Genomic DNA, 22,369 nt, shown 5'->3' on the forward strand with positions numbered 1-22,369 from the left:
TTTACGTTCATTCTATCAAAAAACATACATACTATTATATACCATTTCTTCTTTATACATAAAGAAAAAGCATGATTCTCCTTAGAAAATCATGCTTTTATCCTTATTGACGCTTCATAAACTTAGCTAAATCTTTAAATTTCACTTTATCAGAGTAGTTCATAACACCATTGACATAAATGCGACTTGCAATCCAATTAATGATTACAATCGTTAGGAATAAAATCGCTAATGTAGTACTAATCTCTATAGCCCCTGCCTCACCAGCAACAATACGAGAGAATGTAACCATCGGCGTAAAGAATGGGATATAAGAACTAATTACAACAAGTGTACTATTTGGATCTGTTAATGCTTTAATACTAATGAAAAGTGCGCCCATTGCTAAAAATATAATTGGCGTTGCAACAGTTTGCAAATCTTCCGTTTTAGATACAACTGCTCCCATAGCTGCATATAGCATTGCATACAATAAATATCCTGTCACAAAGTAGATTAAGAACATACTAATGACAAATGAATTTAACGCCTCAAAATTTAGAAACAGTCCGAACATCCCGGAATTGTCAAAATCAACCCAACCAATTGCATATGGAATGAAAAATCCACAAGCTGCAATTAATAGCTGGGATAAGGCCGTTGCAATTGTTGCTATAACCTTTGCATACATCAATATGATTGGTTTTACTTTCGGAATCATAACTTCCATAACGCGAGAAGCCTTTTCGGATGCAATACTCGTTCCAATCGCATTCCCATACATGAGAATAAACATGTATAGTATAAATGTAAAGAAATACCCGATACCAAATATGCTCGCACGATCTTTTATCGCTTCTTCTTTTAGTGGAATTTCCACCTGTAATTTCTGTGCTACATCCGGTGAAATATTATTCGTAGTAATCGTTATTTGTGTATATTGTTGTTTGAAATACTTTGTTATAACCGCAGATTCTGCTTCGTTCGGAAATCCACTATATATATATTTCACTTCTGGGATTCCATTCTTTTCTGTTATATGAAACAACCCATCTAAATCGCCTTCTTCAACTTGCTTATGTAACTTATCATACTCTTCTTTCGTACCCAATTTCACCTTCGCATCTGGTAACAATTTATTCAATTCATCTTCTTGTACTTTATAAGTAGAAGTTTCTACTACAATTGCAATCTTATCTTTATCCTTACTTTTATCTCCACCAAATGCAAAGTGATTAAAAGCAAAGACACCAAATATAAGTAAAAATAAAATACCGCTCGTAATTAATGTCTTTTTAGAAAGAAATGATTCCCTAAAATAAAATGAGAATACATGAGAAAATTTACGCATCACTATTTCGCCCTTTCTACAAATATTTCGTTTAGCGTCGGCTCTAACATTTTAAATTGTCTTAAGCTTATACCTTGTTCCTGCAATTTCTTTAAAATCATTAAAGCTTCTGCATCATCATGGACTTTCACATATAGCAATCCTTGTTGTTTTTCGTACGAAATATGTAAGGCTTGCAATGCCTGTTCATTTTCTATCACATCTTCAATTGTTAAGTTACGAAAACCGTATTCTTTTTTTATGTCGCTTAGTTTCCCTTCTACAACCGCTTCCCCTTTCTTTAAAATACAGACGTGTTGACAAAACGCTTCCACTTGTTCCATACGATGGCTTGATAAAATAATTGTTTTTCCCTTTTGTATTTGCTCTTCAATTATATTTGCGAGCATACTAGCATTAACTGGATCAAGCCCGCTAAATGGCTCATCTAAAATAAGAAGCTCTGGATCGTGAAGAAGTGCAGCAATTAATTGTATTTTTTGTTGATTTCCTTTTGAAAGCTCTCCTGCCATTTTATATTTATATTCTGGAATCGCGAGTTTTTCTAACCAGCGATCAATCGCGCGGTCTACTTCTTTTTTCGTCATTCCTTCTAATCTACCAAAATAGCGAAGTTGATCCACTACTCTACTTTTTGTATACAATCCTCTTTCTTCCGGAAGATACCCAATCGTTACACCACTTTCAGAAATGGCTTTCCCATCCCATGTAATGGATCCTTCATTCGGCGTTAATAAACCGAGAAGCATTTTGATCGTCGTTGTTTTTCCTGCACCGTTTCGGCCAAGTAATCCTAATACTTCTCCCTTCGGTAATGAAATATGTAATTGATTAACTGCTTTTGATTCGCCAAATATTTTTGTTAACTTTTGTATTTGTAAACTCAAATGATAACTCCTCCCCTTCTCTATCATGATATTTTATTCTCATATACCTAATTTATCCATCATTCATTTAAAATTGCAAATCGAAAACTACCTATTATCAATTATAATCACACAAATATATAATGTTTTATACAAATATTATATTTTACTATATAATATAAAATCAATTATTTGCAACTTCAAAAAACCCAATACAGAGAAAGATAAAATTCGTCGAAACAGCTTACAATCATTTGATGAAAAATAAGAAAAGGATGGCTTTCACCATCCTTTTCTTTTATCTACCATATTTTAAACTGAAGACATTCTCCTACTTTATCGTTCCTTGTAAAGGTAAGATAAACACTTCTACACGTCGATTCTTTGCTTTCCCTTCCGATGTATCGTTTGAAGTAGCCGGACGATATTCCCCATATCCAGTGGCACTAAATTTCGCTGGGTCTAACTGTTTATTTTGAAGCAACACTTGCATGAAATTTACAGCTCGCTGTGTACTTAATTCCCAGTTTGACGAAAATTGAGAATTGGTTATCGGTACATTATCTGTATGACCTGATACCGTAATTTCACGTGGAGCAGCTGAAAGTAACAAATGAGACATCTCGTTCGCAATATTTAGCGATTCTGGTTTCACATCCGCTTTGCCCGAATCAAATAATACATTCTCTAATATCGTTATCATCAAGCCTTGTTCCGTTAGCTTTGTTTTAAAAGAAGATGATAATTGTCTTTCCTCAATATATTGATCAATACTTTTTTGTACAGCTTTTAATTCGTTCATTTCTCGCTGTTTTACTTCTGCTTCAGCTTTTTCTGTTGCTTGTTTTTTAATATTTTCAGCTTCCAAACTGTCTGTTGATAACTCTTCTTTCTTTTTTGGTTTCTGGTCACTTAAAAACTCTTTATTCCCAGTTCCCCCTGCTAGTTCACTTCGGAAAGAAAGAGCCATCTGTTTAAATTTCGCTGCATCAATGCTACTCATAGCAAATAAAACAATAAAAAGGGCAAATAACAACGTTAACATATCAGAATATGGAATAAGCCATGTTTCATCAATATGTTCCTCATGTTTTTTCTTTTTCCCTTTTCTACTCTTTTTACTCCTCATTTTGTTCCGCTCCTTTTTCTAGCTTTTTACGCTCAGAAGCAGAAAGTGCGCCTAAAATACGATTTTTCATAATAAATGGATATGTACCTTCTTGTAACATTAATAAACAATCGATAATTAATCGTTTCTTTTCTAATTCTGCTGCAGATTTTTGCTTTAACTTATTGGCAAATGGATGCCATAATACATACCCTGAAAAAATACCAAAAATGGTTGCGATAAATGCCCCTGAAATCGCATGCCCTAGCTTCTCAATATCGGTTAAATTACCTAGAGCAGCTACAAGGCCAATTACAGCTCCTAAAACCCCAAGCGTCGGTGCATATGTACCAGCTTGCGAAAATATAGCCGCACCTTTTGCATGACGTTCCTCCATTGCCTCCAATTCAGCTTCTAAAATTCGCTCTAAATCTTCAGCCGACACACCATCAATAACAAATTTCATACCACGTAATAGAAATTCATCTTGAATGCCATCTAATTGTTGTTCTAAAGATAAAATACCGTACTTCCGACTTTCGGATGTCCATTGAACAAATGACTCTAACAATTGTTCATAGCTTAAATCCTTTTTATTTGAACCAAAAAGAACTTTAAATAACTTCGGAACTCCTTTCAATTGATTCATTGGAAATGCAATACATACCGCTGCTATTGTTCCAACAAAAATAATAAGTGCTGCAGCAGGGTTTAATAAAGCTGCTACCTCAGCTCCCTTAAAGAACATCCCTACTATTACTGCAACCAAACCTAATATAATTCCAATAATTGTTGCAAAATCCATTCCCTTTCACTCCTAGCTTATCCAAGAAGTTATCCACTCTCAATAATCGTTACATCTTCTTATGTATATATATTACATAAAAAATCAATTTCACGAAAGATTTTAGAAATATTATTCTAAAAAAAACTACATATTCAAACATTTTCTGACATTTTCTTTGCAATTCTATTACGTTACGACTCTTATATTTCTTTTTCTACAAACTAGATTTATAATAAAAACAATATAAGTTTAAGAAGAAAGGACTGAGAATAAGCATCTTTATGAAAAAAATAGTTTTTATTTCTACCGCTACCGCTATAATCGGCATCACATCCTTCGCTTATTTCAGCTCTCACTCATTCATGCGAAATGAAGTGAAAGCAGTCGATGATCAAAAGCATGTGAAACATTCAAATGAAGAAATTCCTTCCTTTCCAAAAGCAGCTCATACAGCTCAAAAAATAGATGGTACTTTTTCTCTCGTTACAAACCCAGATTCACCACTTGTCTTAGTGAATAAACATCGCAAATTACCAGATGGCCATATACCGAAAGATTTAATAAAACCAAATGTTCCCTTTACCTCTCCTAAAGATAAAGAAAAAACATTACTTCGTAAAAATGCTGCCATCGCCCTTGAGAACATGTTCCAAGCTGCAAAAGAAGATGGATTAGAACTAATAGCTGTTTCAGGATATCGCTCTTATAAACGGCAACAATCTTTACATAACACATATATTAAACGCCAAGGAAAGGCTGAAGCTGAAGCTGTTAGCGCAATTCCTGGAACAAGCGAACATCAGACTGGGCTTGCAATGGATATTAGTTCTAAATCAGCAAAATACCAATTAGAACCTATTTTCGGAGATACAAAAGAAGGGAAATGGGTTGCAGCACACGCTCATAAATTCGGCTTTGTCATTCGATACTTAGAAGATAAAACAGATATAACCGGATACGCATATGAGCCATGGCATCTACGCTATGTTGGGAATCCGTATGCTACATACTTATATAAACACCACTTAACATTAGAAGAAGCAATGGATGATAAAAAATAAAGAGAGCGAAATCGCTCTCTTTATTTTTGCAATAATTTTTGCTTCCATTCCTTAAACCATGATTCTCCTTTTCCTGTTTTCTTAGACACTTGTACCATTGCTCCACGGCCCACTAAACAAATTTCTCCAGACTCATTTTTCACCATATAGTGTAAGTCCAATGATGAATTTCCCACTGCTCCAGCTTTTACATATACTTTTAAGTGTTCATCAAAGAAAATTTGCTTCAAAAAATTACACTGAAGATCCGCAACTACAATCATTGTTTCAGATGACTTATGCGTCCACTCTTGCATAAAACCAAGCTCTTTAAAAAATTCAATCCGAGCTTCTTCAAAATACGTAAACGCTACACTGTTATTCATATGGCCAAACATATCGGTTTCACCAAAACGAACTTTCACAGGAATATAAAATGAAAAACCACATTCCCATTTCTCAAAATCTTCGATATACGAAATTTGCTTCATAATCAACTCTCCTTTTTGAATAAACAGAAAATTTTAAAGTCAGTTCAAAAAAGCATCTATATAAATATTGCCTCTTCAAATCGAAGAGGCAATATTTATTAATAGTTATTATCGCTACCAAAGAAATCCTTAAATGATTGAATTGTTGTATCACGGTTTAAAGCTGCAATGGATGTTGTCAACGGAATCCCTTTTGGACATGACTGTACACAATTTTGCGAGTTACCACAGTTAGCAAGTCCACCATCACCCATAATGGCACGTAAGCGATCTGCCTTATGCATTTCACCAGTTGGATGTGCATTGAACAAACGCACTTGTGACAATGGTGCAGGCCCGATAAAATCAGATTTGCTATTTACATTCGGACATGATTCTAAGCAAACTCCACAAGTCATACATTTTGAAAGTTCGTATGCCCATTGGCGTTTTTTCTCTGGCATTCTTGGTCCCGCTCCCAAATCATATGTACCATCAATTGGAATCCAAGCTTTTACCCGTTTTAACGCATGAAACATGCGACTACGATCAACTTGTAAGTCACGTACAACAGGGAATGTCTTCATCGGTTGTAAGCGAACTGGTTGCTCTAATTTATCAATAAGCGCTGTACATGATTGTCGTGGTCTACCATTAATCACCATAGAACAAGCGCCGCACACTTCTTCTAAACAGTTCATATCCCATGCAACTGGAGTCGTATGATTTCCTTTTGCATCAACTGGGTTACGACGAATTTCCATAAGCGCTGAAATAATGTTCATATTAGGACGATATGGAATTTCAAATTCTTGATCATATGGCTGTGAATTCGGTCCGTCTTGTCGTGTAATGATGAGGCGGATTGTTTTCTCAGGCATGTTGTTTATCCCCCTTCTCTTCACCCTTAGAAGCTACTTCATGTTTTGAAGTGTAATCACGCTTACGCGGTTTGATTAATGAAATATCAACATCTTCATAATGGAATGCTGGTGCATTTCCTTCGCCATCAAATTTCGCCATTGTTGTTTTCAAGAAGTTCACGTCATCACGCTCTGGGAATTCTGGTTTATAATGTGCTCCCCGACTTTCATTACGGTTATATGCCCCAATTGTAATAACACGTGCTAATTGAAGCATATTTGCAAGTTGACGTGTAAATGAAGCACCTTGGTTACTCCATTTTGCTGTATCGTTAATGTTAATGCGTTTATAACGCTCCATTAACTCTTGAATTTTATCATCTGTTTCTAGTAGTTTTTTATTTTCACGAACTACCGTTACATTATCCGTCATCCATTCTCCAAGTTCTTTATGAAGAATGTAAGCATTTTCATTACCATCTAATGATAAAATATTGTTAAATTTCTCTGTTTCGATCAATTCATTTTGTTCATAGACAGCTGATGAAACAGTATCCGATGCTTTTGTTAGACCTTTTATATATTCAATTGCACTTGGACCGGCTACCATACCACCATAAATTGCAGATAGTAAAGAGTTTGCTCCAAGTCGGTTTGCTCCGTGCATAGAATAATCACACTCACCTGCTGCAAACAAACCTGGAATATTGGTCATTTGCTTATAATCTACCCATAATCCACCCATTGAGTAATGAACAGCTGGGAAGATTTTCATCGGTAGTTTACGAGGGTCATCACCTGTAAACTTCTCATAAATTTCAATAATTCCACCAAGTTTAATATCTAGTTCTTTCGGGTCTTTATGAGAAAGATCTAGATATACCATATTTTCACCATTAATACCTAGTTTTTGTTCCACACATACGTCAAAGATTTCACGTGTTGCGATATCACGAGGTACAAGGTTTCCATATGCAGGATATTTCTCTTCTAAGAAATACCACGGTTTACCGTCTTTATATGTCCAAACACGGCCACCTTCACCACGTGCAGATTCACTCATTAAGCGTAATTTATCATCACCAGGAATTGCTGTTGGATGAATTTGAATGAACTCACCATTTGCATAATATGCACCTTGTTGATAAATAGCTGATGCTGCTGTACCTGTATTAATAATAGAGTTTGTAGATTTTCCGAAGATGATACCAGGGCCCCCTGTTGCCATAATCACGGCATCAGCTCGGAAACTTTTAATCTCCATAGATTGTAAATCTTGTGCAACGATTCCTCGGCATACACCTTCATCATCAATAACAGCTCGTAAGAAATCCCAACCTTCATATTTCGTTACAAGTCCTGCTACTTCATGACGACGCACTTGTTCATCTAATGCGTACAATAACTGTTGACCAGTCGTTGCACCAGCGAATGCTGTACGATGATGTTGCGTTCCACCGAAACGACGGAAATCAAGAAGTCCCTCTTCTGTACGGTTGAACATAACACCCATGCGATCCATTAAATGAATAATACCAGGTGCTGCTTCACACATTGCTTTAACTGGTGGTTGATTCGCTAAAAAGTCCCCACCATAAATTGTATCGTCAAAGTGGATCCATGGAGAATCCCCTTCACCTTTCGTATTTACGGCACCGTTAATACCACCTTGGGCACATACAGAATGCGAACGTTTTACTGGTACTAAAGAAAACAATTCCACGTTTACTCCTGCTTCTGCCGCTTTAATCGTTGCCATTAAGCCAGCCAAGCCACCGCCGACTACTATAAGTTTCCCTTTCATGATCTCCCACTCCTTACTGATTTGCTAGCTGCGGATCAACAAACGCTAATAATGCACTCACACCTACATAAGATAAACCTAAGAAAATTGCTAAAGTTACATAAGTAGAGATACGTTGCGAACGTGGTGATACTGTAATTCCCCAGCTAATGCAGAATGTCCATAGCCCATTTGCAAAGTGGAAAATTGTTGATACAACCCCAACTAAATAGAAACCAAACATAACAGGATTTCCTAAAATATTCGCCATCATATCATAGTTCACTTGCTGTCCCATCGCAGCTTGAATACGAGTTTCCCAAACATGCCAGGAGATAAAGATAAGAGTGATAACACCTGAGATTCTTTGGAAAACGAACATCCAGTTGCGGAAATAGCTGTATGATATTGCATTATTCTTAGCTGTAAAAGCAATATATAATCCATATATTGCATGGTACAGTATCGGTAAAAAGATGACAAAAATCTCTAGCGCATACCGGAATGGAAGGAGCTCCATAAAATGAGCAGCTTTGTTAAAAGCCTCTGCTCCTCTTGTTGCAAAATTATTTACTACTAAGTGTTGCGTCAAAAAGACACCAACCGGGATGACTCCCATTAATGAGTGCCACTTACGAAACGTATACTCGCGGCCTTTCATGTCCCCATTACCCCCCTTGAATGTTTGACTGCTGCTTTCAGAATAGTTTATAACAATAATGTTTTTTCACTACTGCTATAAGAAAAACTGAAAAAATTATTCGAAATATTTCAGCATAATTTGATACCAAGTTCATTTTACTCCTATTTTTGTCGAAGCGTCAAGAAAACGTATACATAATTTGCATATAATTTGCCAATTCTTTTTTTCTTCCTATATATTCATATTTTCCCGTAGAAAGTGCTGTTTTTTATAAGCGAGAAATGTTATATAATAATCCCTATAGAAAGAGGGGAATATTGTGAGCAAAAATAAAGTCGATGTAGAATCTTTACAGGATATTTCTTTGAACGCATTCGCTTATGAGCTACTTCGCGAAGAATTATTATCTGATTTAATTGGTAAAGAATTAAATGAAATTTTATACTGGGCTGGTAGAAACTTAGCTAGAAAATACCCACTAGAAACAATTGAAGAAATGATTCATTTTTTTGAAAAAGCTGGCTGGGGTACTTTAAGTATCATCGAGCATAAACGACGAGAAATGCATTTTCAGCTAACTGGCCCACTTATCATAGAACGTGAAAAACAAAAACGCCATTCTTCTTATCAATTAGAAGCTGGCTTTATTGCTGAACAAATTCAAAGGCAACGAAATGTTGTTGCCGAATCCTATGAAGAGCAAAAGAAGCGTTCGGATTCTATCACATTCCTTGTAAAATGGGATGTAAAAGACATCATTGAAGTATAATCTCTCTACTAACAGTCAGCTAGACATATATGTTTAGTTGACTGCTTTACAATTTATATATCATTCACATATTTCAGAATATTACGGAATTATAACAAAAAATAGAAGACATTGTAAACTACAATGTCTTGTTGTTCGTTAAATAAGAATAAATGGTTTCTGCTACATGTTGCGGTATTCCCGCTTCAACAAATTCCCCTACAGAAGCTTCCTTCATTTTTTTCAAGGAACCAAAATGCTTTAACAATACTTTTTTTCTCTTTTCTCCCACTCCTGGAATTCCATCTAAAGCAGATTGAATAACTGACTTTCCATGCAGCTGCCGATGGAATGTAATCGCAAATCGATGTACCTCATCTTGAATTCGTTGTAATAAATAAAATTCTTGACTATTTCTTTCTAGTATAACAGGATCTGGTGGATCTCCGATGATTAAATGAGATGTTCGGTGCTTCTCATCTTTTACAAGTCCAGCTATCGGAATATATAATCCAAGCTCATTTTCTAAAACATCACTTGCCGCCGCAAGATGCCCTTTCCCGCCATCAATAACAATTAAATCAGGAAGCGGTAATCCTTCTTTTAATGCTCTTGTATAGCGGCGACGCACAACTTCTCGCATCGATTCATAATCATCAGGGCCTTGAACCGTTTTGATTTTATATTTACGATATTCCTTTTTCGCAGGCTTTCCATCAATAAATACAATCATTGCCGATACAGGATTTACTCCTTGAATATTTGAGTTATCAAAGGCCTCAATCCGATACGGTGTGTCAATTCCTAACCGTTCTCCTAAATTTTCAATTGCTTTTACTGTACGCTCTTCATCACGTTCAATTAAATAAAACTTCTCTTCTAAAGCAATTTTCGCATTTTTATTTGCCAGTTCAACAAGTTCTTTTTTCTTCCCACGCTTTGGTTGCGTTACATCCACTTCTAAAAAACGCTCTACTAATTCAGGATCAATACTTCCTGGCACGGCGATTTCTTTCGGTTTAAAATGATTGTTTTGCTCATAAAATTGGCCAATAAATGTTAGGAACCCTTCCTCTGGTTCATCATAAATCGGAAACATAGAAACGTCGCGCTCAATCAACTTCCCTTTTCGAATGAAGAAGACTTGCACGCACATCCACCCTTTATCTACTGCATATCCAAATACATCACGATCTACAATATCATTCATAATCATCTTTTGCTTTTCCATAATTGCATCCATATGAGCAATTTGATCGCGCAGTTCTTTCGCCCGTTCAAATTCCAATTTCTCAGATGCCTCATACATTTTCGCTTCTAATTCTGAACGAATTTCTTTATGCCCACCATTTAAAAATTTTGTAATTTTATCAACGATTTCTTTATTTTGTTCATCTGTTACTTCGTTTACACAAGGCGCTAGACATTGCCCCATATGATAATATAAGCATACTTTGTCCGGCATTTTTGTACATTTACGAAGCGGATACATACGATCTAGTAATTTTTTCGTTTCATGTGCAGACTGTGAGTTTGGATAAGGACCAAAATACTTTCCTTTGTCTTTTTTCACCTTTCGCGTAATTAGCAAACGCGGCTGCTTCTCTCCAGTAATTTTAATAAACGGATATGTTTTATCATCTTTTAATTTCATATTATAGCGCGGATCATACTTTTTAATTAAATTTAATTCTAAAATAAGTGCTTCTAAATTGGAAGAAGTCACAATGTATTCAAAGTCAGCAATCTCCCCAACAAGACGAAGTGTCTTCCCATCATGTGAACCGGTAAAATACGAGCGCACACGATTTTTTAATACTTTCGCCTTTCCGACATATATGACCGTTCCCTGCTTATCCTTCATCAAATAACAACCTGGTTGGTCTGGTAAAATTGCTAACTTCTCTTTTAAATGTTCGTGCACTCTCATACCTCCATTCTCCATATGTATCATCGCTATTTATAAAGAGGAACATCTCTGTCACTCCCCAACATACGTTCTTTCATTGTAACGGAAAATAAGAAAAAAGGAAAATCTCTTCTATTTATAATGTTACATGCAAATGATGCTGAATTTTCCTTCTGCTTGACACACAATGGATTTAAAAAATAATTCACATATAAAGAAAAACTTTAGTGAGTGGATCTTTCTTCCTCCTCCGCTCATTATTAGATGAAGCAATTGAGCTGTAAGGCTTCTCTTTATCTTTACTTCTCTCTAAATCTTGAGATGAGAGTCTTACTGCCCTAAAATAGCGAGATAAAGTAATGAGTATATCAGAAAAAGAAAAAGAAGAAGAAGGAGAATGAAAATAAAAATGGAAAAATAGTTCATGAATGCTCACTATTTTTCCTCTCATAATAGAACTTACTTAGAAAAGGATTGCATATGTGGCTATTTTTATTGTTTAAAAAATTTCCACCCAATAGAAATTGTGGATAACAACAATACAGCTATTTGTCCTCATTGTGGCATGGACTCTATTATAGGAGAAGGGTTTGGTTTTCAAATGACCGAACTTTTTAAAACAAATGAATGGAAAATAGTTTTAATGAAAAGAAAAAAACGCTGCCAACAGGGCAACGCTTTTCTTTTTAGAAGTGTTTAGAAACTAATTCTACTAACGCTTCTTTTGGTTTGTAACCTAATGCTTGATCAACCACTTTACCATCTTTTAAGACGAAAAGAGCTGGAATGCTCATTACTTCGAATTGACGAGCAGTTTCTTGGTTTTCATCAACATCCACTTTTACTACTTTTACTTTATCGCCTAATTCTGCATCAATTTCTTCTAATACAGGAGCGATCATTTTACAAGGTCCACACCATGGTGCCCAAAAATCTAATAATACAACACCTTCGCTTATTTCGGCTGCGAAGCTTTGGTCAGTTGCGTTTACAATTGCCATTTCATTTCCTCCTTCAAGTGTATTCTACCAAGAGTATATCATTATCTTATATACGTGGCGAATATTATGTATCGTTATGTATTGTAACAAAAAAATGTGCCTTTATACTATACAAAAATATAGAAATACATATAAAAAAGTGAGAGACAAGAAATCTCCCACATTTCCTTATATATAAGGGTCATTCACTTGAAACGCAAAGATCATCGAATTAAGAATGTACTTTTAACTTTTTAAACTCCTCTGTTAAAAGTGGTACAACTTCAAATAAGTCACCAACAATGCCATAGTCAGCTACTTTAAAAATACTTGCTTCTGGATCTTTATTAATTGCAACGATTACTTTTGAGTTAGACATACCAGCTAAATGTTGAATCGCACCGGAAATACCACATGCAATGTATAAATCTGGTGTAACAACTTTACCTGTTTGCCCAATTTGCAATGAATAGTCACAATATTCTGCGTCACAAGCTCCACGAGATGCTCCAACAGCCCCTCCTAAAACATCAGCTAATTCTTGTAACGGTTTAAAACCATCTTCACTTTTCACTCCACGTCCACCGGCAACGATTACTTTCGCTTCTGAAAGATCTACACCTGTTGCTGTTTTACGAACAACATCTTGAATAATCGTACGCAAATCTTTTACATCAACTGTAATAGATGATACATCTCCCGTACGCGACTCATCTTTTTCAAGCGGCGTAATATTGTTTGGGCGCACCGTTGCAAACAATATACCATCTGTTACAATTTTCTTCTCAAATGCTTTACCAGAATAAATTGGACGAGTGAATACAACATTACCGCCAGCAATTTCTAAAGCAGTTACATCAGACACAAGTCCTGCTTCTAGTTTTGCAGCTAATTTCGGCGATAAGTCTTTTCCAAGTGCTGTATGTCCAAATACAATCCCCTCTGGTTTTTCTTCATCATGTACAGCTAAAAATGCTTGTGCATAACCATCGGATGTATATGATTTTAATGTATCACTTTCAACTGTCACAACGCGATCTGCACCGTAATGAATCAATTCGCTTGCCAAACTAGCAACACTTTCTCCAATAAGAAGGCCAACTACTTCACCACCTTCTGCAATTGTTTTTGCTGCTGCGATTGCCTCAAATGAAACGTTACGTAGTGATCCATCACGAACCTCACCCATTACTAATACTTTACGAGCCATAGATTTTCCCTCCTGTATATATAATTTCGTATTTTATTAGATTACTTTTGCTTCTGTATGGAGCAATGATACAAGTTCTTTTACTTGATCTTGCAGCTCGCCTTGTAACACTTTACCTGCATCTTTCTTAGGAGGTAAGTAGATTTCAATTGTTTTTGTTTTTGCCTCCACATCTTCTTCTTCTAAATCTAGATCATCTAATTCTATGTCTTCAAGCGGTTTCTTCTTCGCTTTCATAATACCTGGCAGTGATGGATAACGAGGTTCATTCAAACCTTGCTGCGCAGTTACTAAAAGCGGTAACGATGTTTCAATCACTTCAGTATCTCCCTCAACATCGCGCTCAATCTTCACTTTTGTACCATCAATTTCAAGCTTTGTAATTGTCGTTACATATGGCATATTTAGCGCTTCCGCTACACGAGGACCAACTTGTCCAGATGCACCATCAATCGCTACGTTTCCACCTAAAATCAAATCTGCTTCTTTATCTTTTAAATACTCCGCAAGTATTTTTGCTGTTGTAAATTGATCGCCATTTTCCACATCATCTTCAATATTAATTAATACCGCTTTGTCGCAACCCATTGCTAGCGCAGTGCGAAGTTCTTTTTCGCTCTCTTCACCACCAACTGTTACAACTGTAATTTCACCGCCATGTGCATCTCTTACTTGAATGGCTTCTTCAATCGCATATTCATCGTAAGGGTTGATGATGAATTCTGCTTCGCCATCATAAATTGCACCATTCTTAATTACAATTTTCTCTTCTGTATCAAATGTTCGTTTCATGAGTACGTAGATGTTCATTCCATTTACCCCCTTATTTTTTAGAAAGATTTCATCAATTTAAATATTCTGTTAATTTATATTAAAAAAATAATGTACTACCTACCGCTAAATGAAGGCTTGCGTTTTTCTAAAAATGCCGCTACACCTTCTCTTCCATCCTCGCTTGTAAATACTTCTCCAAAGATTTGCGCTTCGTGTTGCACACCCTCATAATATTGGGGTGATTTCGTCGTTTGCAATAACTCTAGCACAGCACGAACTGTTGCAGGACTTTTCCCTGCAATTTGTTTTGCAATTTTCATCGTCTCTTCTAACAAGGATTCTTCAGAAAACACTCCATTTACAAGACCCCATTCTAATGCTTGTGCGCCAGTAATCGGCGTGCTTGTTAACATCATTTCACAAGCTTTTGCTTTTCCAACATAACGAGGTAATCGCTGTGTTCCTGCAAATCCAGGGATTAATCCTAATGTTAACTCAGGTAAACCAAGCTTGGCACTTTCAGTTGCAAAACGCATATGACAAGACATAGCAAATTCAAGACCACCGCCAAGTGCCGCTCCATGAATTGCTGCAATAACTGGTTTTGAACACTTTTCTACGCGCTCAAATGTAACTTGTCCAAGCTGCGCCAGCTCTGTCGCTTGCTTTGCGTCCTCAACAGAAGTAAATTCCTTAATATCTGCCCCTGCAGAAAAGAAGCGACCTTCCCCATGAAGAACAACAACCCGAATATTGTCGTCTTTTTCAACTTGATCAATTAATTCAGTTACGTCATGCATGACTTGCGAAGACATTGCATTAGCTGGTGGATGATTGAACGTTACCACTGCAATATGGTCTTCAACTGTTACAGATAGGAATTTCAACTTGATCCCTCCCATTATTGACGATAGCCACAAGCTAAAACAAGTAGCTCATGTACCGTTTTTGAAAGTGCGACCAAATCATATTTATGATCGCTCATTACCCAATTGGTCACAACCTCATCTACTGTTCCAAAAATCATTTGCCTTGCTACACGAACATTCAAATTCGCTCTAAATTCTCCTTGTCCTATACCTGTTTCTAAAATTTCATCTATGACTTGTAAGTATCCTTTTAGTACTTCATTTATTTTAAGGCGTAGTTCTTGGTTGGATTGTCTAAGCTCTAGTTGTGTAACAATAGCAAGAGAATCATTTTGTGATAACAGCAAGAAGTGCATTTCTACCAACATAAATAACTTCTCTACAGCGCTTTCAATTCCTGCTGTTTTTTGACGAATTGTTTCGATAAATTCTCCCATCTTTTCTTGGAATAGGGAAATTAATATATCTTCTTTGTTTTTAAAATATAAATAAATTGTTCCATCAGCTACGCCAGCTTGCTTTGCAATTTTAGAAACTTGCGCTTGATGGTATCCATTTTCTGCAATCACAATTACTGCAGCATCAATAATTTGATTATATTTTGGTCTATTCTTTTTCACTTTACTGTCCCCTTCAAGAAGATGACTGAATGAGTAGTCATTCATATTTTAATATTACTGACTATTTGAAACATTGTCAATCCTATATTTTCAAAAAGAAAGGGCCTTAGCCCGTTTGTTCATCCTCTTTCTTTTTTTGCTCTTCTTCAATAAGAGCTCGTCGTAAAATCTTACCAACTGTTGTCTTTGGTAATTCACTTCGAAACTCATATACTTTTGGGACCTTATAAGCAGCTAAATATTTACGAGCAAATCGATCCAATTCTTCTTCGGAGCAAACTTCATCTTCTTTTAAGACAATATAAGCCTTTACAGTTTCACCGCGATATGGATCAGGAATTCCGATTACAACCGCTTCTTGTACTTTATCATGTTCATATAATACTTCTTCTACCTCGCGTGGGTACACATTAAAACCACTGGCAACGATCATATCTTTTTTACGATCTTTCACATAAAAAAAACCTTCTTCATCCATATAACCAACATCACCCGTATGCAACCAGCCATCTTGCAACACTGCTGCTGTCTCTTCAGGTTTATTCCAATACCCTTGCATAATTTGAGGCCCTTTGACCACAATCTCACCAATTTCACCTGGTGGCAATACTTCTCCTGTTTCAAGCGATACAATACGGGCATCTGTATCTGGCCACGGAACACCGATACTTCCTGGCACACGTTTTTCCCATAGAAAATTACTATGAGTAACTGGTGATGATTCTGTCAGTCCATATCCTTCTACTAATTTACCACCAGTAATCCTTTCGAACTTCTCCTGTACTTCTACAGGTAATGGAGCAGAACCACTAATACAAGCACGAATAGAAGATATATCATATTCTTTTAGAAGCGGACTATTTAAAAGGGCAATATAAATGGTCGGAGCTCCTGGAAATAGTGTAACTTTATGCTTCTTTATTGCTTCAAAAACCATTTTCATATCAAACTTTGGAATGAGTACCATTTTATACCCTTGCATAATACTTAAATTCATCACAGCAGTCATTCCGTATACATGGAAAAACGGCAGCACACCAAGAACAACTTCCTCCCCCTCTACACAATTATATAACCAATGAATTCCCATTAAAGTGTTCGATACAAGATTTTTATGCGTTAACATAACTCCTTTTGGAAATCCTGTCGTCCCCCCCGTATATTGTAAAAGGGCTAAATCATTTTCAGGATCACAAAGCATATCTACCGCTGTATCACGCTCTTTTTCGACTGAATTCCATAGGTGAATCATATGACTTTCTTCAACTTTTACGATGAGATTTGTTTGCTTTCTTTGAATGAATGGATAAATAAGGTTTTTAGGAAATGGTAAGAAATCAGCAATGCGAGTTACAATAATATGTTCAAGTTTTGTAGTGGATTGAACGCTTGCAACCTTTGGAAATACGAAATCCATACAAAGAATTACTTTCGCTCCAGAATCGTGTAATTGATACTCTAGCTCCCGTTCTGTATAAAGAGGGTTCGTTTGTACAACTATCCCCCCTGCAAGTAGCGTTCCATAATATCCAATGACAGCTTGCGGGCAATTGGGTAACATAATCGCTACTCGATCACCTTTTTTCACTCCCAGTTTCTGAATAAAGTTTGCAAACTGCCTCACCTTGCTATTTAATTCTGAAAAAGTAATATCCTTCCCTAAAAAATGAAGCGCTTTCCTTTCTGGGTATCTTGAAGACATCTGCTCTAAATATACATGAAGAGGCTGCGTATCATAAGCAATTGTATGTGGAATTTCCTCTGGGTAATTCTTTAACCAAGGCTTTTCCATTCCTACTCCTCCTTTCATTTTCGTAACTATAAAATGAATGCCCATTCACGATGATTGTTTTCATTATATTATAGCCATAACTCCGTTACAATCATAATATTCTGACTTTTATACAACTATTCAATACTTTTCCTCTATGTACTTGTTCCCCTATTCATTTATTACAATAGAGGGAACTTCATTACCTAATATTTCTAATTTCAAATCAACTCAATCTAATAATCGTCAAAACGGCTCCAGGGGTAGTAGTTGATAAAGTTGCAACAGCCAATATTCCAAATAGCTGCAAACTAATCGCGTCACCAGCCGCAAGCGTTGTAATAATTGTCGCGCTAAATGAAGTCGTTGCCACTAGTGGGGAATTAATGGTTCCCGCAAGCGGTGAGCCATTAACAGTAATTCGAGAACTTACTAATAACGAAGCTGTTATATTAATTGTATATGAAATATAGTAGTTCCCTGCACTTGCAACAGTAAATACGGTATTCCCACCAGAAACAGTAATACCTAGACCAATATTTTGATTATTTGGAAGCGGTACATTCGTTCCGCCAAGAAGAACAGATATAGCCCCACCAGATGTATTATTGGCAAAAGCGTACGTTGCCGTTACACTAACACCCGTTGGACCAGTTGGGCCAGTTGCTCCCGTTGAACCGGTCGGGCCGGTTGGACCGGTTGCTCCTGTTATTCCCGTTGGACCGGTTGGACCGGTTGCTCCTGTTATTCCCGTTGGACCGGTTGGACCAATTTTAGGAACCGTCCCATCGCAGCTAAAACAGCACGAATGAATATATGTTGTTTTATTACAACCACAATTTGTATGAAAATGATTGTACCATTGAGACATGGTGATTCCTTCCTTCATTTTTTATCTTTAACATACACTTTCGTAACCGAATAAAACATTAACTGATTCGGTCTACAACCAATCTTTGATACGCAACACTTTATTCCCCATATCCTAATAGTTATTACATGCAGCAAATTTTATTTTGCTTGTACTTTTGTCTTTTTTTAACGAATTCACTCTTCTTCAACATTGCTTCCTAAATGTATGTACACACTGTAGCAAAGTGACATAAAGTGAACCTTTAATTCGTGGGGTTTTTCTTCATTCCCCACTGATTATGAGCCCTCACCAATCGGGCTTTTACAGGATAAAATAAAAAGAAGGAAAAACGTCTTCTCTCGTGAATTTATCATTTAAATAACCATAGGGGGGGATAACATGTTTCAAACAATTGAGGGCTTTTTAAAAACATGGAAATATGAGGCTGATTCTACACAAAAAGTATTAGAGACATTAACTGATGAATCGTTAACACAAGAAATTACGCCTGATCATTGGACTTTAGGTAGAGTTGCTTGGCATATCGTTACGGCCGTTCCGGTCATTCTATCAGGAACAGGTTTACAGTTTGAAGGGGAGACAAAAGATTATCCTGTACCAACTTCAGCAAAAGCAATTGCGGAGAATTATCGTAAAGTAAATGCATCATTTGTTGAAGCGATTCAAACACAGTGGACTGATAAAGATTTAGCTACAATAAATGACTTCTTTGGGCGTCCAATGCCTAATTCTATCTTTTTAATGACTTTAATCAACCACCAAAATCATCATCGTGGTCAAATGACTGTACTTATGCGCCAAGCCGATTTGAAAGTTCCTGGTATTTACGGCCCTGCAAAGGAAGAATGGGCAGCTGCAGGAATGGAAGCTCCCAAAATGTAATAATGGAAAAAGACAAGGGATTGAGAAGAGGGCACTGAAAAACTCCACTTCATAAGAAAGAGGATCCCACCACCTACTATATAAAGGTTATGGGATCCTTTTTAATTTCAACATATTGATAAAATGCGTGTTATTTTCTCAAAGTAACCACTTTTTCAGTGGCCTCGATTGAGAACCTTGTCTTTTTCTGTAACTTGTTTCATGTGAAACTTTACAGCGCATCTTCATTCTCAATATTTCTAATTCCATAATAAGCAATCATAATGCCAATAGCCGCAAGTGCGAATTGAAGCGGAAAAAAGGTTGCTAATGAGAACTCTGGTTGACTTTGACATGCAATCATTACAACAATTAAGGAAGACACAATCGTTGCTGGAACAGAATATTTACGCATACCAAAATACAATGGAATTAAACCTGTTCCTGCAGCTGCAATGGCAAAAGGAATCACTTTTATCCCTTCTTGCATCAACTCCGCTACCGTTATTGTATTCGGAATAACTAGCATATAACGATTCAAAATAAAGAAGACACCTATTACAAAAATATTGGATAATAAAACTGTTACAAACGTTAGCGTTGCCGTGATTAATAGCTTACTAGCAATGATTTTCTTTCGATTAATTGGATACGAAAACATAAGTAATATTGTTTTGTTTTTATATTCTTCAATTACTAGTTTTGCAATTAATACTCCTGCAAAGACAATAAATGTTCCTCGCACCATTGCACTAGCCATTGAAAGCATCATTTGAGAATTTCTTAGTTCTACATCTCCTTCAATTTGTGACACATAGCTTGCAAGAAACAACATCGCAACCATCACTATATTTGCGATGATCGCCCCCTTCACATACCACCCAAGCTTACATTTCTTCATTTCTAGCTTCATAAGTTGCAACATTTTCTTCCCTCCCTGCTTCTATTTTAAAAGCATTCTCATTACAGTTATAATGATATCTACTCCCCCTATCGCCATTAAAAGTAAAAAAGCTTTCTGCTCAGGGCGTCTGTAATATAAAATTCCTCCGATTAAAAGGGCTATAACCCCGCCTATTAGATTAAGTACCAACAAATCCATAATCAGCCCCCTTGCTTCAATTTATTATTCTGAACACATCTCCTATTCCTAGCAAAACAATACTTAAAGTAAACCACTGATTTTCTCATACACTTCTTTTATTTATACAAATCTACTTGTTCAATTTTCCTTATCGCTCTATACGCAATCCTACACAAGCTAGCGCAAGAGGAATCGCGATAATATGAAACAAAGAATATTCACCGTTTATACTTGACGTTACAAGACACATAATGATGATTGCTGATATAAACGTTGTACGAACTGAATAATTCTTCATCCCGAAGTAAACGGGAATTAAGCTAATTCCCGTTACTGCTACTGCGTTTACAAATAGCATAATGGCGTTTTTACTAACAATTGCTGGCGTGAGTGATTCTGTAATAACTGGTTTATATAAATTCAATATATAAAAAAAGGCAAAAAACAATCCCTTCAGAAATGAGAATAAGAAGCAAGGTAACGATCATAATAATACATATTTTAGCCATCCGCATTTTCTTTCGATTAATTGGGTACATAAACATAACCGGCATTGTTTTCGTTTGAAACTCTTGAATAAATTTTGCAATTAAACTCGCGCCAAATATGATATAGATTCCTCTCATAAAAATATCAATGAATCTAAATACTTCATCATAATGTGTAAACTCACCATCAAACATAAGTAATATTACAAGTAGAGAAAAAACACATATCGCAATAAACGCCCCTCTTATAATCGGCCATAACTTAAATTTTATAAGTTCAAATCTCATTAAATGAAGCACGAATCCCCTCTTCATTCACAATATTTAAAAAATATTCTTCTAATGAACTATGTTTTTTGTTTATACTTTCAATTTCCACATCATTCATAATTAACGTTTTAGAAATTTCTTGCTGCATCACGGTCATTTCATACACACGAATCACATTTCCACTCATTATTTTGTAATTCGTTATGTAAAGTTTATTTTCTAACATGTAAGCTGCACGCTTCACATCTGGAACCGAAATTTCAATATACTCCGTTTGTTTTCCATTAATACTCTTCATTGAAACTTCTTTTAGCAATTTTCCATTTTGAATGACCCCAATTGTATCTGCCATTTGCTCCATTTCTCCTAAAATATGACTAGAGACTAATAAAGTAATTCCATATTCTTTACAAAGCATTTTTAATAAGTCGCGTAATTCTCTAATCCCGACTGGATCTAAACCATTGATTGGTTCATCTAAAATTAGTAACTCCGGCTTCGTTAAAATGGCTCTTGCAATTCCTAATCTTTGTTTCATCCCTAATGAAAAGTCTTTTACTTTCTTATTCTCCACGTTTTGTAAATTGACAAGATGTAACGCCTGCTGTATTCCATTCTTATCATAGTAACCCATATATTCACAATGAAGATATAAATTTTCTTGAGCTGTTAATTTTTCATAAAAAATAGGGTACTCGATCATCATTCCCATACGTTTTAACACTTCATATGATGTACCTGTTAACTTCTCGCCAAAAATTTCAATCTCTCCGCTCGTTGGTTTCATTAAATTTGCAATCATTTTCATAATCATTGTTTTACCGGCACCATTTGGTCCTAAAAACCCGTAAATTTCCCCTTTTTTCACATGCATATTTACGTCCGAAATTACTTCTTTTCCTTGAAACACCTTTGTTAACTGATTCGTTCTTAATATATATGTCATTTCATTTTCTCCTTTATATCTCTAGCATAGACAATGAAGGTCTCTTTTTTCTTACCCCTTCCTTACGCTTAAAAA

Annotated in this window: 25 protein-coding genes; 4 read left to right on the plus strand and 21 right to left on the minus strand. The window is 36.0% G+C overall.

Going from position 1 to position 22,369, the window contains the following annotated elements; genetic code table 11:
- Positions 1 to 103: 103 nt before the first annotated feature.
- The 4 genes from MR056_RS07825 to motA form a co-directional block, all read right to left on the minus strand.
- Entirely contained in the window at positions 104 to 1,330 is a 1,227-nt protein-coding gene (locus MR056_RS07825; RefSeq protein ID WP_087099261.1) for an ABC transporter permease, read from the minus strand.
- A 2-nt stretch (positions 1,331 to 1,332) separates the two neighbouring features.
- Positions 1,333 to 2,217 carry an ABC transporter ATP-binding protein gene (locus MR056_RS07830; protein ID WP_140388438.1) on the minus strand — a complete coding sequence of 295 codons (885 nt, stop codon included), beginning with the start codon at positions 2,215 to 2,217 and terminating at the stop codon, positions 1,333 to 1,335.
- Positions 2,218 to 2,527: 310 nt separating this feature from the next.
- On the minus strand, positions 2,528 to 3,325 hold the full coding sequence (gene motB, locus MR056_RS07835) for a flagellar motor protein MotB (protein ID WP_012095671.1): 798 nt from the start codon (positions 3,323 to 3,325) through the stop codon (positions 2,528 to 2,530).
- The gene (motA, locus tag MR056_RS07840; RefSeq protein WP_012095672.1) at positions 3,315 to 4,109 is read right to left on the minus strand and encodes a flagellar motor stator protein MotA; all 795 of its coding nucleotides are present in this window, start codon (positions 4,107 to 4,109) and stop codon (positions 3,315 to 3,317) included. Before motA ends, motB begins: the two co-directional genes overlap by 11 nt.
- A gap of 263 nt (positions 4,110 to 4,372) precedes the next feature.
- Here motA and MR056_RS07845 point away from each other — a divergent pair, with 263 nt between their 5' ends.
- Positions 4,373 to 5,152, plus strand: coding sequence for a M15 family metallopeptidase (locus MR056_RS07845; RefSeq protein ID WP_087099265.1), 780 nt, complete (start codon positions 4,373 to 4,375; stop codon positions 5,150 to 5,152).
- Between the two features lie 20 nt (positions 5,153 to 5,172).
- On the opposite strand, the gene MR056_RS07850 is transcribed toward MR056_RS07845, so the two are convergent.
- The 4 genes from MR056_RS07850 to MR056_RS07865 form a co-directional block, all read right to left on the minus strand.
- Positions 5,173 to 5,622 (minus strand): acyl-CoA thioesterase, encoded by a 450-nt coding sequence (locus MR056_RS07850; RefSeq protein WP_012095674.1) that lies wholly within the window; start codon positions 5,620 to 5,622, stop codon positions 5,173 to 5,175.
- A 98-nt stretch (positions 5,623 to 5,720) separates the two neighbouring features.
- Complete coding sequence (sdhB, locus tag MR056_RS07855; protein WP_012095675.1) at positions 5,721 to 6,482, minus strand: succinate dehydrogenase iron-sulfur subunit; 762 nt, start codon at positions 6,480 to 6,482, stop codon at positions 5,721 to 5,723.
- Positions 6,475 to 8,268, minus strand: a complete 1,794-nt coding sequence (sdhA, locus tag MR056_RS07860; RefSeq protein ID WP_048724103.1) for a succinate dehydrogenase flavoprotein subunit — start codon at positions 8,266 to 8,268, stop codon at positions 6,475 to 6,477. Before sdhA ends, sdhB begins: the two co-directional genes overlap by 8 nt.
- Positions 8,269 to 8,281: 13 nt before the next feature.
- On the minus strand, positions 8,282 to 8,908 hold the full coding sequence (locus MR056_RS07865) for a succinate dehydrogenase cytochrome b558 subunit (RefSeq protein WP_012095677.1): 627 nt from the start codon (positions 8,906 to 8,908) through the stop codon (positions 8,282 to 8,284).
- A gap of 301 nt (positions 8,909 to 9,209) precedes the next feature.
- Here MR056_RS07865 and MR056_RS07870 point away from each other — a divergent pair, with 301 nt between their 5' ends.
- A complete protein-coding gene (locus tag MR056_RS07870; protein ID WP_087099267.1) occupies positions 9,210 to 9,659 on the plus strand; it encodes a YslB family protein in 450 nt (149 codons plus the stop codon).
- Between the two features lie 118 nt (positions 9,660 to 9,777).
- On the opposite strand, the gene uvrC is transcribed toward MR056_RS07870, so the two are convergent.
- Positions 9,778 to 11,562 carry an excinuclease ABC subunit UvrC gene (gene uvrC / locus MR056_RS07875; RefSeq protein WP_041810057.1) on the minus strand — a complete coding sequence of 595 codons (1,785 nt, stop codon included), beginning with the start codon at positions 11,560 to 11,562 and terminating at the stop codon, positions 9,778 to 9,780.
- Between the two features lie 409 nt (positions 11,563 to 11,971).
- Between uvrC and MR056_RS07880 the strand changes: the two genes are divergently transcribed.
- Complete coding sequence (locus tag MR056_RS07880) at positions 11,972 to 12,247, plus strand: hypothetical protein (protein ID WP_235436503.1); 276 nt, start codon at positions 11,972 to 11,974, stop codon at positions 12,245 to 12,247.
- Here the strand turns inward: MR056_RS07880 and trxA are convergent.
- The 7 genes from trxA to MR056_RS07915 all read right to left on the minus strand — a co-directional run bounded on the left by trxA (position 12,234) and on the right by MR056_RS07915 (position 18,642).
- Complete coding sequence (gene trxA / locus MR056_RS07885) at positions 12,234 to 12,548, minus strand: thioredoxin (RefSeq protein ID WP_012095680.1); 315 nt, start codon at positions 12,546 to 12,548, stop codon at positions 12,234 to 12,236. The genes MR056_RS07880 and trxA overlap by 14 nt on opposite strands.
- A 211-nt stretch (positions 12,549 to 12,759) precedes the next feature.
- Complete coding sequence (locus MR056_RS07890) at positions 12,760 to 13,737, minus strand: electron transfer flavoprotein subunit alpha/FixB family protein (RefSeq protein WP_012095681.1); 978 nt, start codon at positions 13,735 to 13,737, stop codon at positions 12,760 to 12,762.
- Between the two features lie 36 nt (positions 13,738 to 13,773).
- Positions 13,774 to 14,547: an electron transfer flavoprotein subunit beta gene (gene etfB, locus MR056_RS07895; RefSeq protein WP_012095682.1), complete on the minus strand. Its 774-nt coding sequence runs from the start codon at positions 14,545 to 14,547 to the stop codon at positions 13,774 to 13,776.
- Between the two features lie 77 nt (positions 14,548 to 14,624).
- A complete protein-coding gene (locus MR056_RS07900) occupies positions 14,625 to 15,413 on the minus strand; it encodes an enoyl-CoA hydratase (protein ID WP_081428404.1) in 789 nt (262 codons plus the stop codon).
- A complete protein-coding gene (locus MR056_RS07905; protein ID WP_012095684.1) occupies positions 15,413 to 16,000 on the minus strand; it encodes a TetR/AcrR family transcriptional regulator in 588 nt (195 codons plus the stop codon). The genes MR056_RS07900 and MR056_RS07905 overlap by 1 nt, the downstream gene beginning before the upstream one ends.
- Before the next feature lie 106 nt (positions 16,001 to 16,106).
- On the minus strand, positions 16,107 to 17,792 hold the full coding sequence (locus MR056_RS07910) for a long-chain-fatty-acid--CoA ligase (protein ID WP_087099269.1): 1,686 nt from the start codon (positions 17,790 to 17,792) through the stop codon (positions 16,107 to 16,109).
- Positions 17,793 to 17,997: 205 nt separating this feature from the next.
- A complete protein-coding gene (locus tag MR056_RS07915; protein ID WP_242136540.1) occupies positions 17,998 to 18,642 on the minus strand; it encodes a BclA C-terminal domain-containing protein in 645 nt (214 codons plus the stop codon).
- A gap of 381 nt (positions 18,643 to 19,023) precedes the next feature.
- On the opposite strand from MR056_RS07915, the gene MR056_RS07920 reads away from it, so the two are divergent.
- On the plus strand, positions 19,024 to 19,527 hold the full coding sequence (locus MR056_RS07920; RefSeq protein ID WP_012095687.1) for a DinB family protein: 504 nt from the start codon (positions 19,024 to 19,026) through the stop codon (positions 19,525 to 19,527).
- 211 nt (positions 19,528 to 19,738) lie between these two features.
- On the opposite strand, the gene MR056_RS07925 is transcribed toward MR056_RS07920, so the two are convergent.
- From MR056_RS07925 to MR056_RS07945, 5 genes are all read right to left on the minus strand, one after another.
- Positions 19,739 to 20,431, minus strand: coding sequence for an ABC transporter permease (locus tag MR056_RS07925; RefSeq protein ID WP_012095688.1), 693 nt, complete (start codon positions 20,429 to 20,431; stop codon positions 19,739 to 19,741).
- Between the two features lie 18 nt (positions 20,432 to 20,449).
- Entirely contained in the window at positions 20,450 to 20,608 is a 159-nt protein-coding gene (locus MR056_RS07930) for a hypothetical protein (RefSeq protein ID WP_087095399.1), read from the minus strand.
- A gap of 130 nt (positions 20,609 to 20,738) precedes the next feature.
- Positions 20,739 to 21,038, minus strand: a complete 300-nt coding sequence (locus MR056_RS07935) for a hypothetical protein (protein WP_235436500.1) — start codon at positions 21,036 to 21,038, stop codon at positions 20,739 to 20,741.
- A complete protein-coding gene (locus tag MR056_RS07940) occupies positions 21,001 to 21,393 on the minus strand; it encodes an ABC transporter permease (protein WP_306464851.1) in 393 nt (130 codons plus the stop codon). Before MR056_RS07940 ends, MR056_RS07935 begins: the two co-directional genes overlap by 38 nt.
- Positions 21,356 to 22,294, minus strand: a complete 939-nt coding sequence (locus tag MR056_RS07945) for an ABC transporter ATP-binding protein (protein ID WP_012095689.1) — start codon at positions 22,292 to 22,294, stop codon at positions 21,356 to 21,358. Before MR056_RS07945 ends, MR056_RS07940 begins: the two co-directional genes overlap by 38 nt.
- Positions 22,295 to 22,369 lie beyond the last annotated feature (75 nt).

Origin of the sequence: Bacillus cereus group sp. BfR-BA-01360 (assembly GCF_022663595.1) — a bacterium.
Taxonomy (GTDB): domain Bacteria; phylum Bacillota; class Bacilli; order Bacillales; family Bacillaceae_G; genus Bacillus_A; species Bacillus_A cytotoxicus.

Bases quoted from the DNA above. Each gene is read 5' to 3' on its own strand.
- MR056_RS07845 (WP_087099265.1), top strand. From the start codon at position 4,373: ATGAAAAAAATAGTTTTTATTTCTACCGCTACCGCTATAATCGGCATC.
- trxA (WP_012095680.1), bottom strand. From the start codon at position 12,548: ATGGCAATTGTAAACGCAACTGACCAAAGCTTCGCAGCCGAAATAAGC.
- MR056_RS07900 (WP_081428404.1), bottom strand. From the start codon at position 15,413: ATGGGAGGGATCAAGTTGAAATTCCTATCTGTAACAGTTGAAGACCAT.
- MR056_RS07850 (WP_012095674.1), bottom strand. From the start codon at position 5,622: ATGAAGCAAATTTCGTATATCGAAGATTTTGAGAAATGGGAATGTGGT.
- MR056_RS07880 (WP_235436503.1), top strand. From the start codon at position 11,972: ATGAATGCTCACTATTTTTCCTCTCATAATAGAACTTACTTAGAAAAG.
- motA (WP_012095672.1), bottom strand. From the start codon at position 4,109: ATGGATTTTGCAACAATTATTGGAATTATATTAGGTTTGGTTGCAGTA.
- MR056_RS07890 (WP_012095681.1), bottom strand. From the start codon at position 13,737: ATGGCTCGTAAAGTATTAGTAATGGGTGAGGTTCGTGATGGATCACTA.
- MR056_RS07915 (WP_242136540.1), bottom strand. From the start codon at position 18,642: ATGTCTCAATGGTACAATCATTTTCATACAAATTGTGGTTGTAATAAA.
- MR056_RS07945 (WP_012095689.1), bottom strand. From the start codon at position 22,294: ATGACATATATATTAAGAACGAATCAGTTAACAAAGGTGTTTCAAGGA.
- motB (WP_012095671.1), bottom strand. From the start codon at position 3,325: ATGAGGAGTAAAAAGAGTAGAAAAGGGAAAAAGAAAAAACATGAGGAA.
- MR056_RS07825 (WP_087099261.1), bottom strand. From the start codon at position 1,330: ATGCGTAAATTTTCTCATGTATTCTCATTTTATTTTAGGGAATCATTT.
- MR056_RS07920 (WP_012095687.1), top strand. From the start codon at position 19,024: ATGTTTCAAACAATTGAGGGCTTTTTAAAAACATGGAAATATGAGGCT.
- sdhB (WP_012095675.1), bottom strand. From the start codon at position 6,482: ATGCCTGAGAAAACAATCCGCCTCATCATTACACGACAAGACGGACCG.
- etfB (WP_012095682.1), bottom strand. From the start codon at position 14,547: ATGAACATCTACGTACTCATGAAACGAACATTTGATACAGAAGAGAAA.
- MR056_RS07910 (WP_087099269.1), bottom strand. From the start codon at position 17,792: ATGGAAAAGCCTTGGTTAAAGAATTACCCAGAGGAAATTCCACATACA.
- MR056_RS07930 (WP_087095399.1), bottom strand. From the start codon at position 20,608: ATGGATTTGTTGGTACTTAATCTAATAGGCGGGGTTATAGCCCTTTTA.
- MR056_RS07940 (WP_306464851.1), bottom strand. From the start codon at position 21,393: ATGAAGAGGGGATTCGTGCTTCATTTAATGAGATTTGAACTTATAAAA.
- MR056_RS07865 (WP_012095677.1), bottom strand. From the start codon at position 8,908: ATGAAAGGCCGCGAGTATACGTTTCGTAAGTGGCACTCATTAATGGGA.
- MR056_RS07925 (WP_012095688.1), bottom strand. From the start codon at position 20,431: ATGTTGCAACTTATGAAGCTAGAAATGAAGAAATGTAAGCTTGGGTGG.
- sdhA (WP_048724103.1), bottom strand. From the start codon at position 8,268: ATGAAAGGGAAACTTATAGTAGTCGGCGGTGGCTTGGCTGGCTTAATG.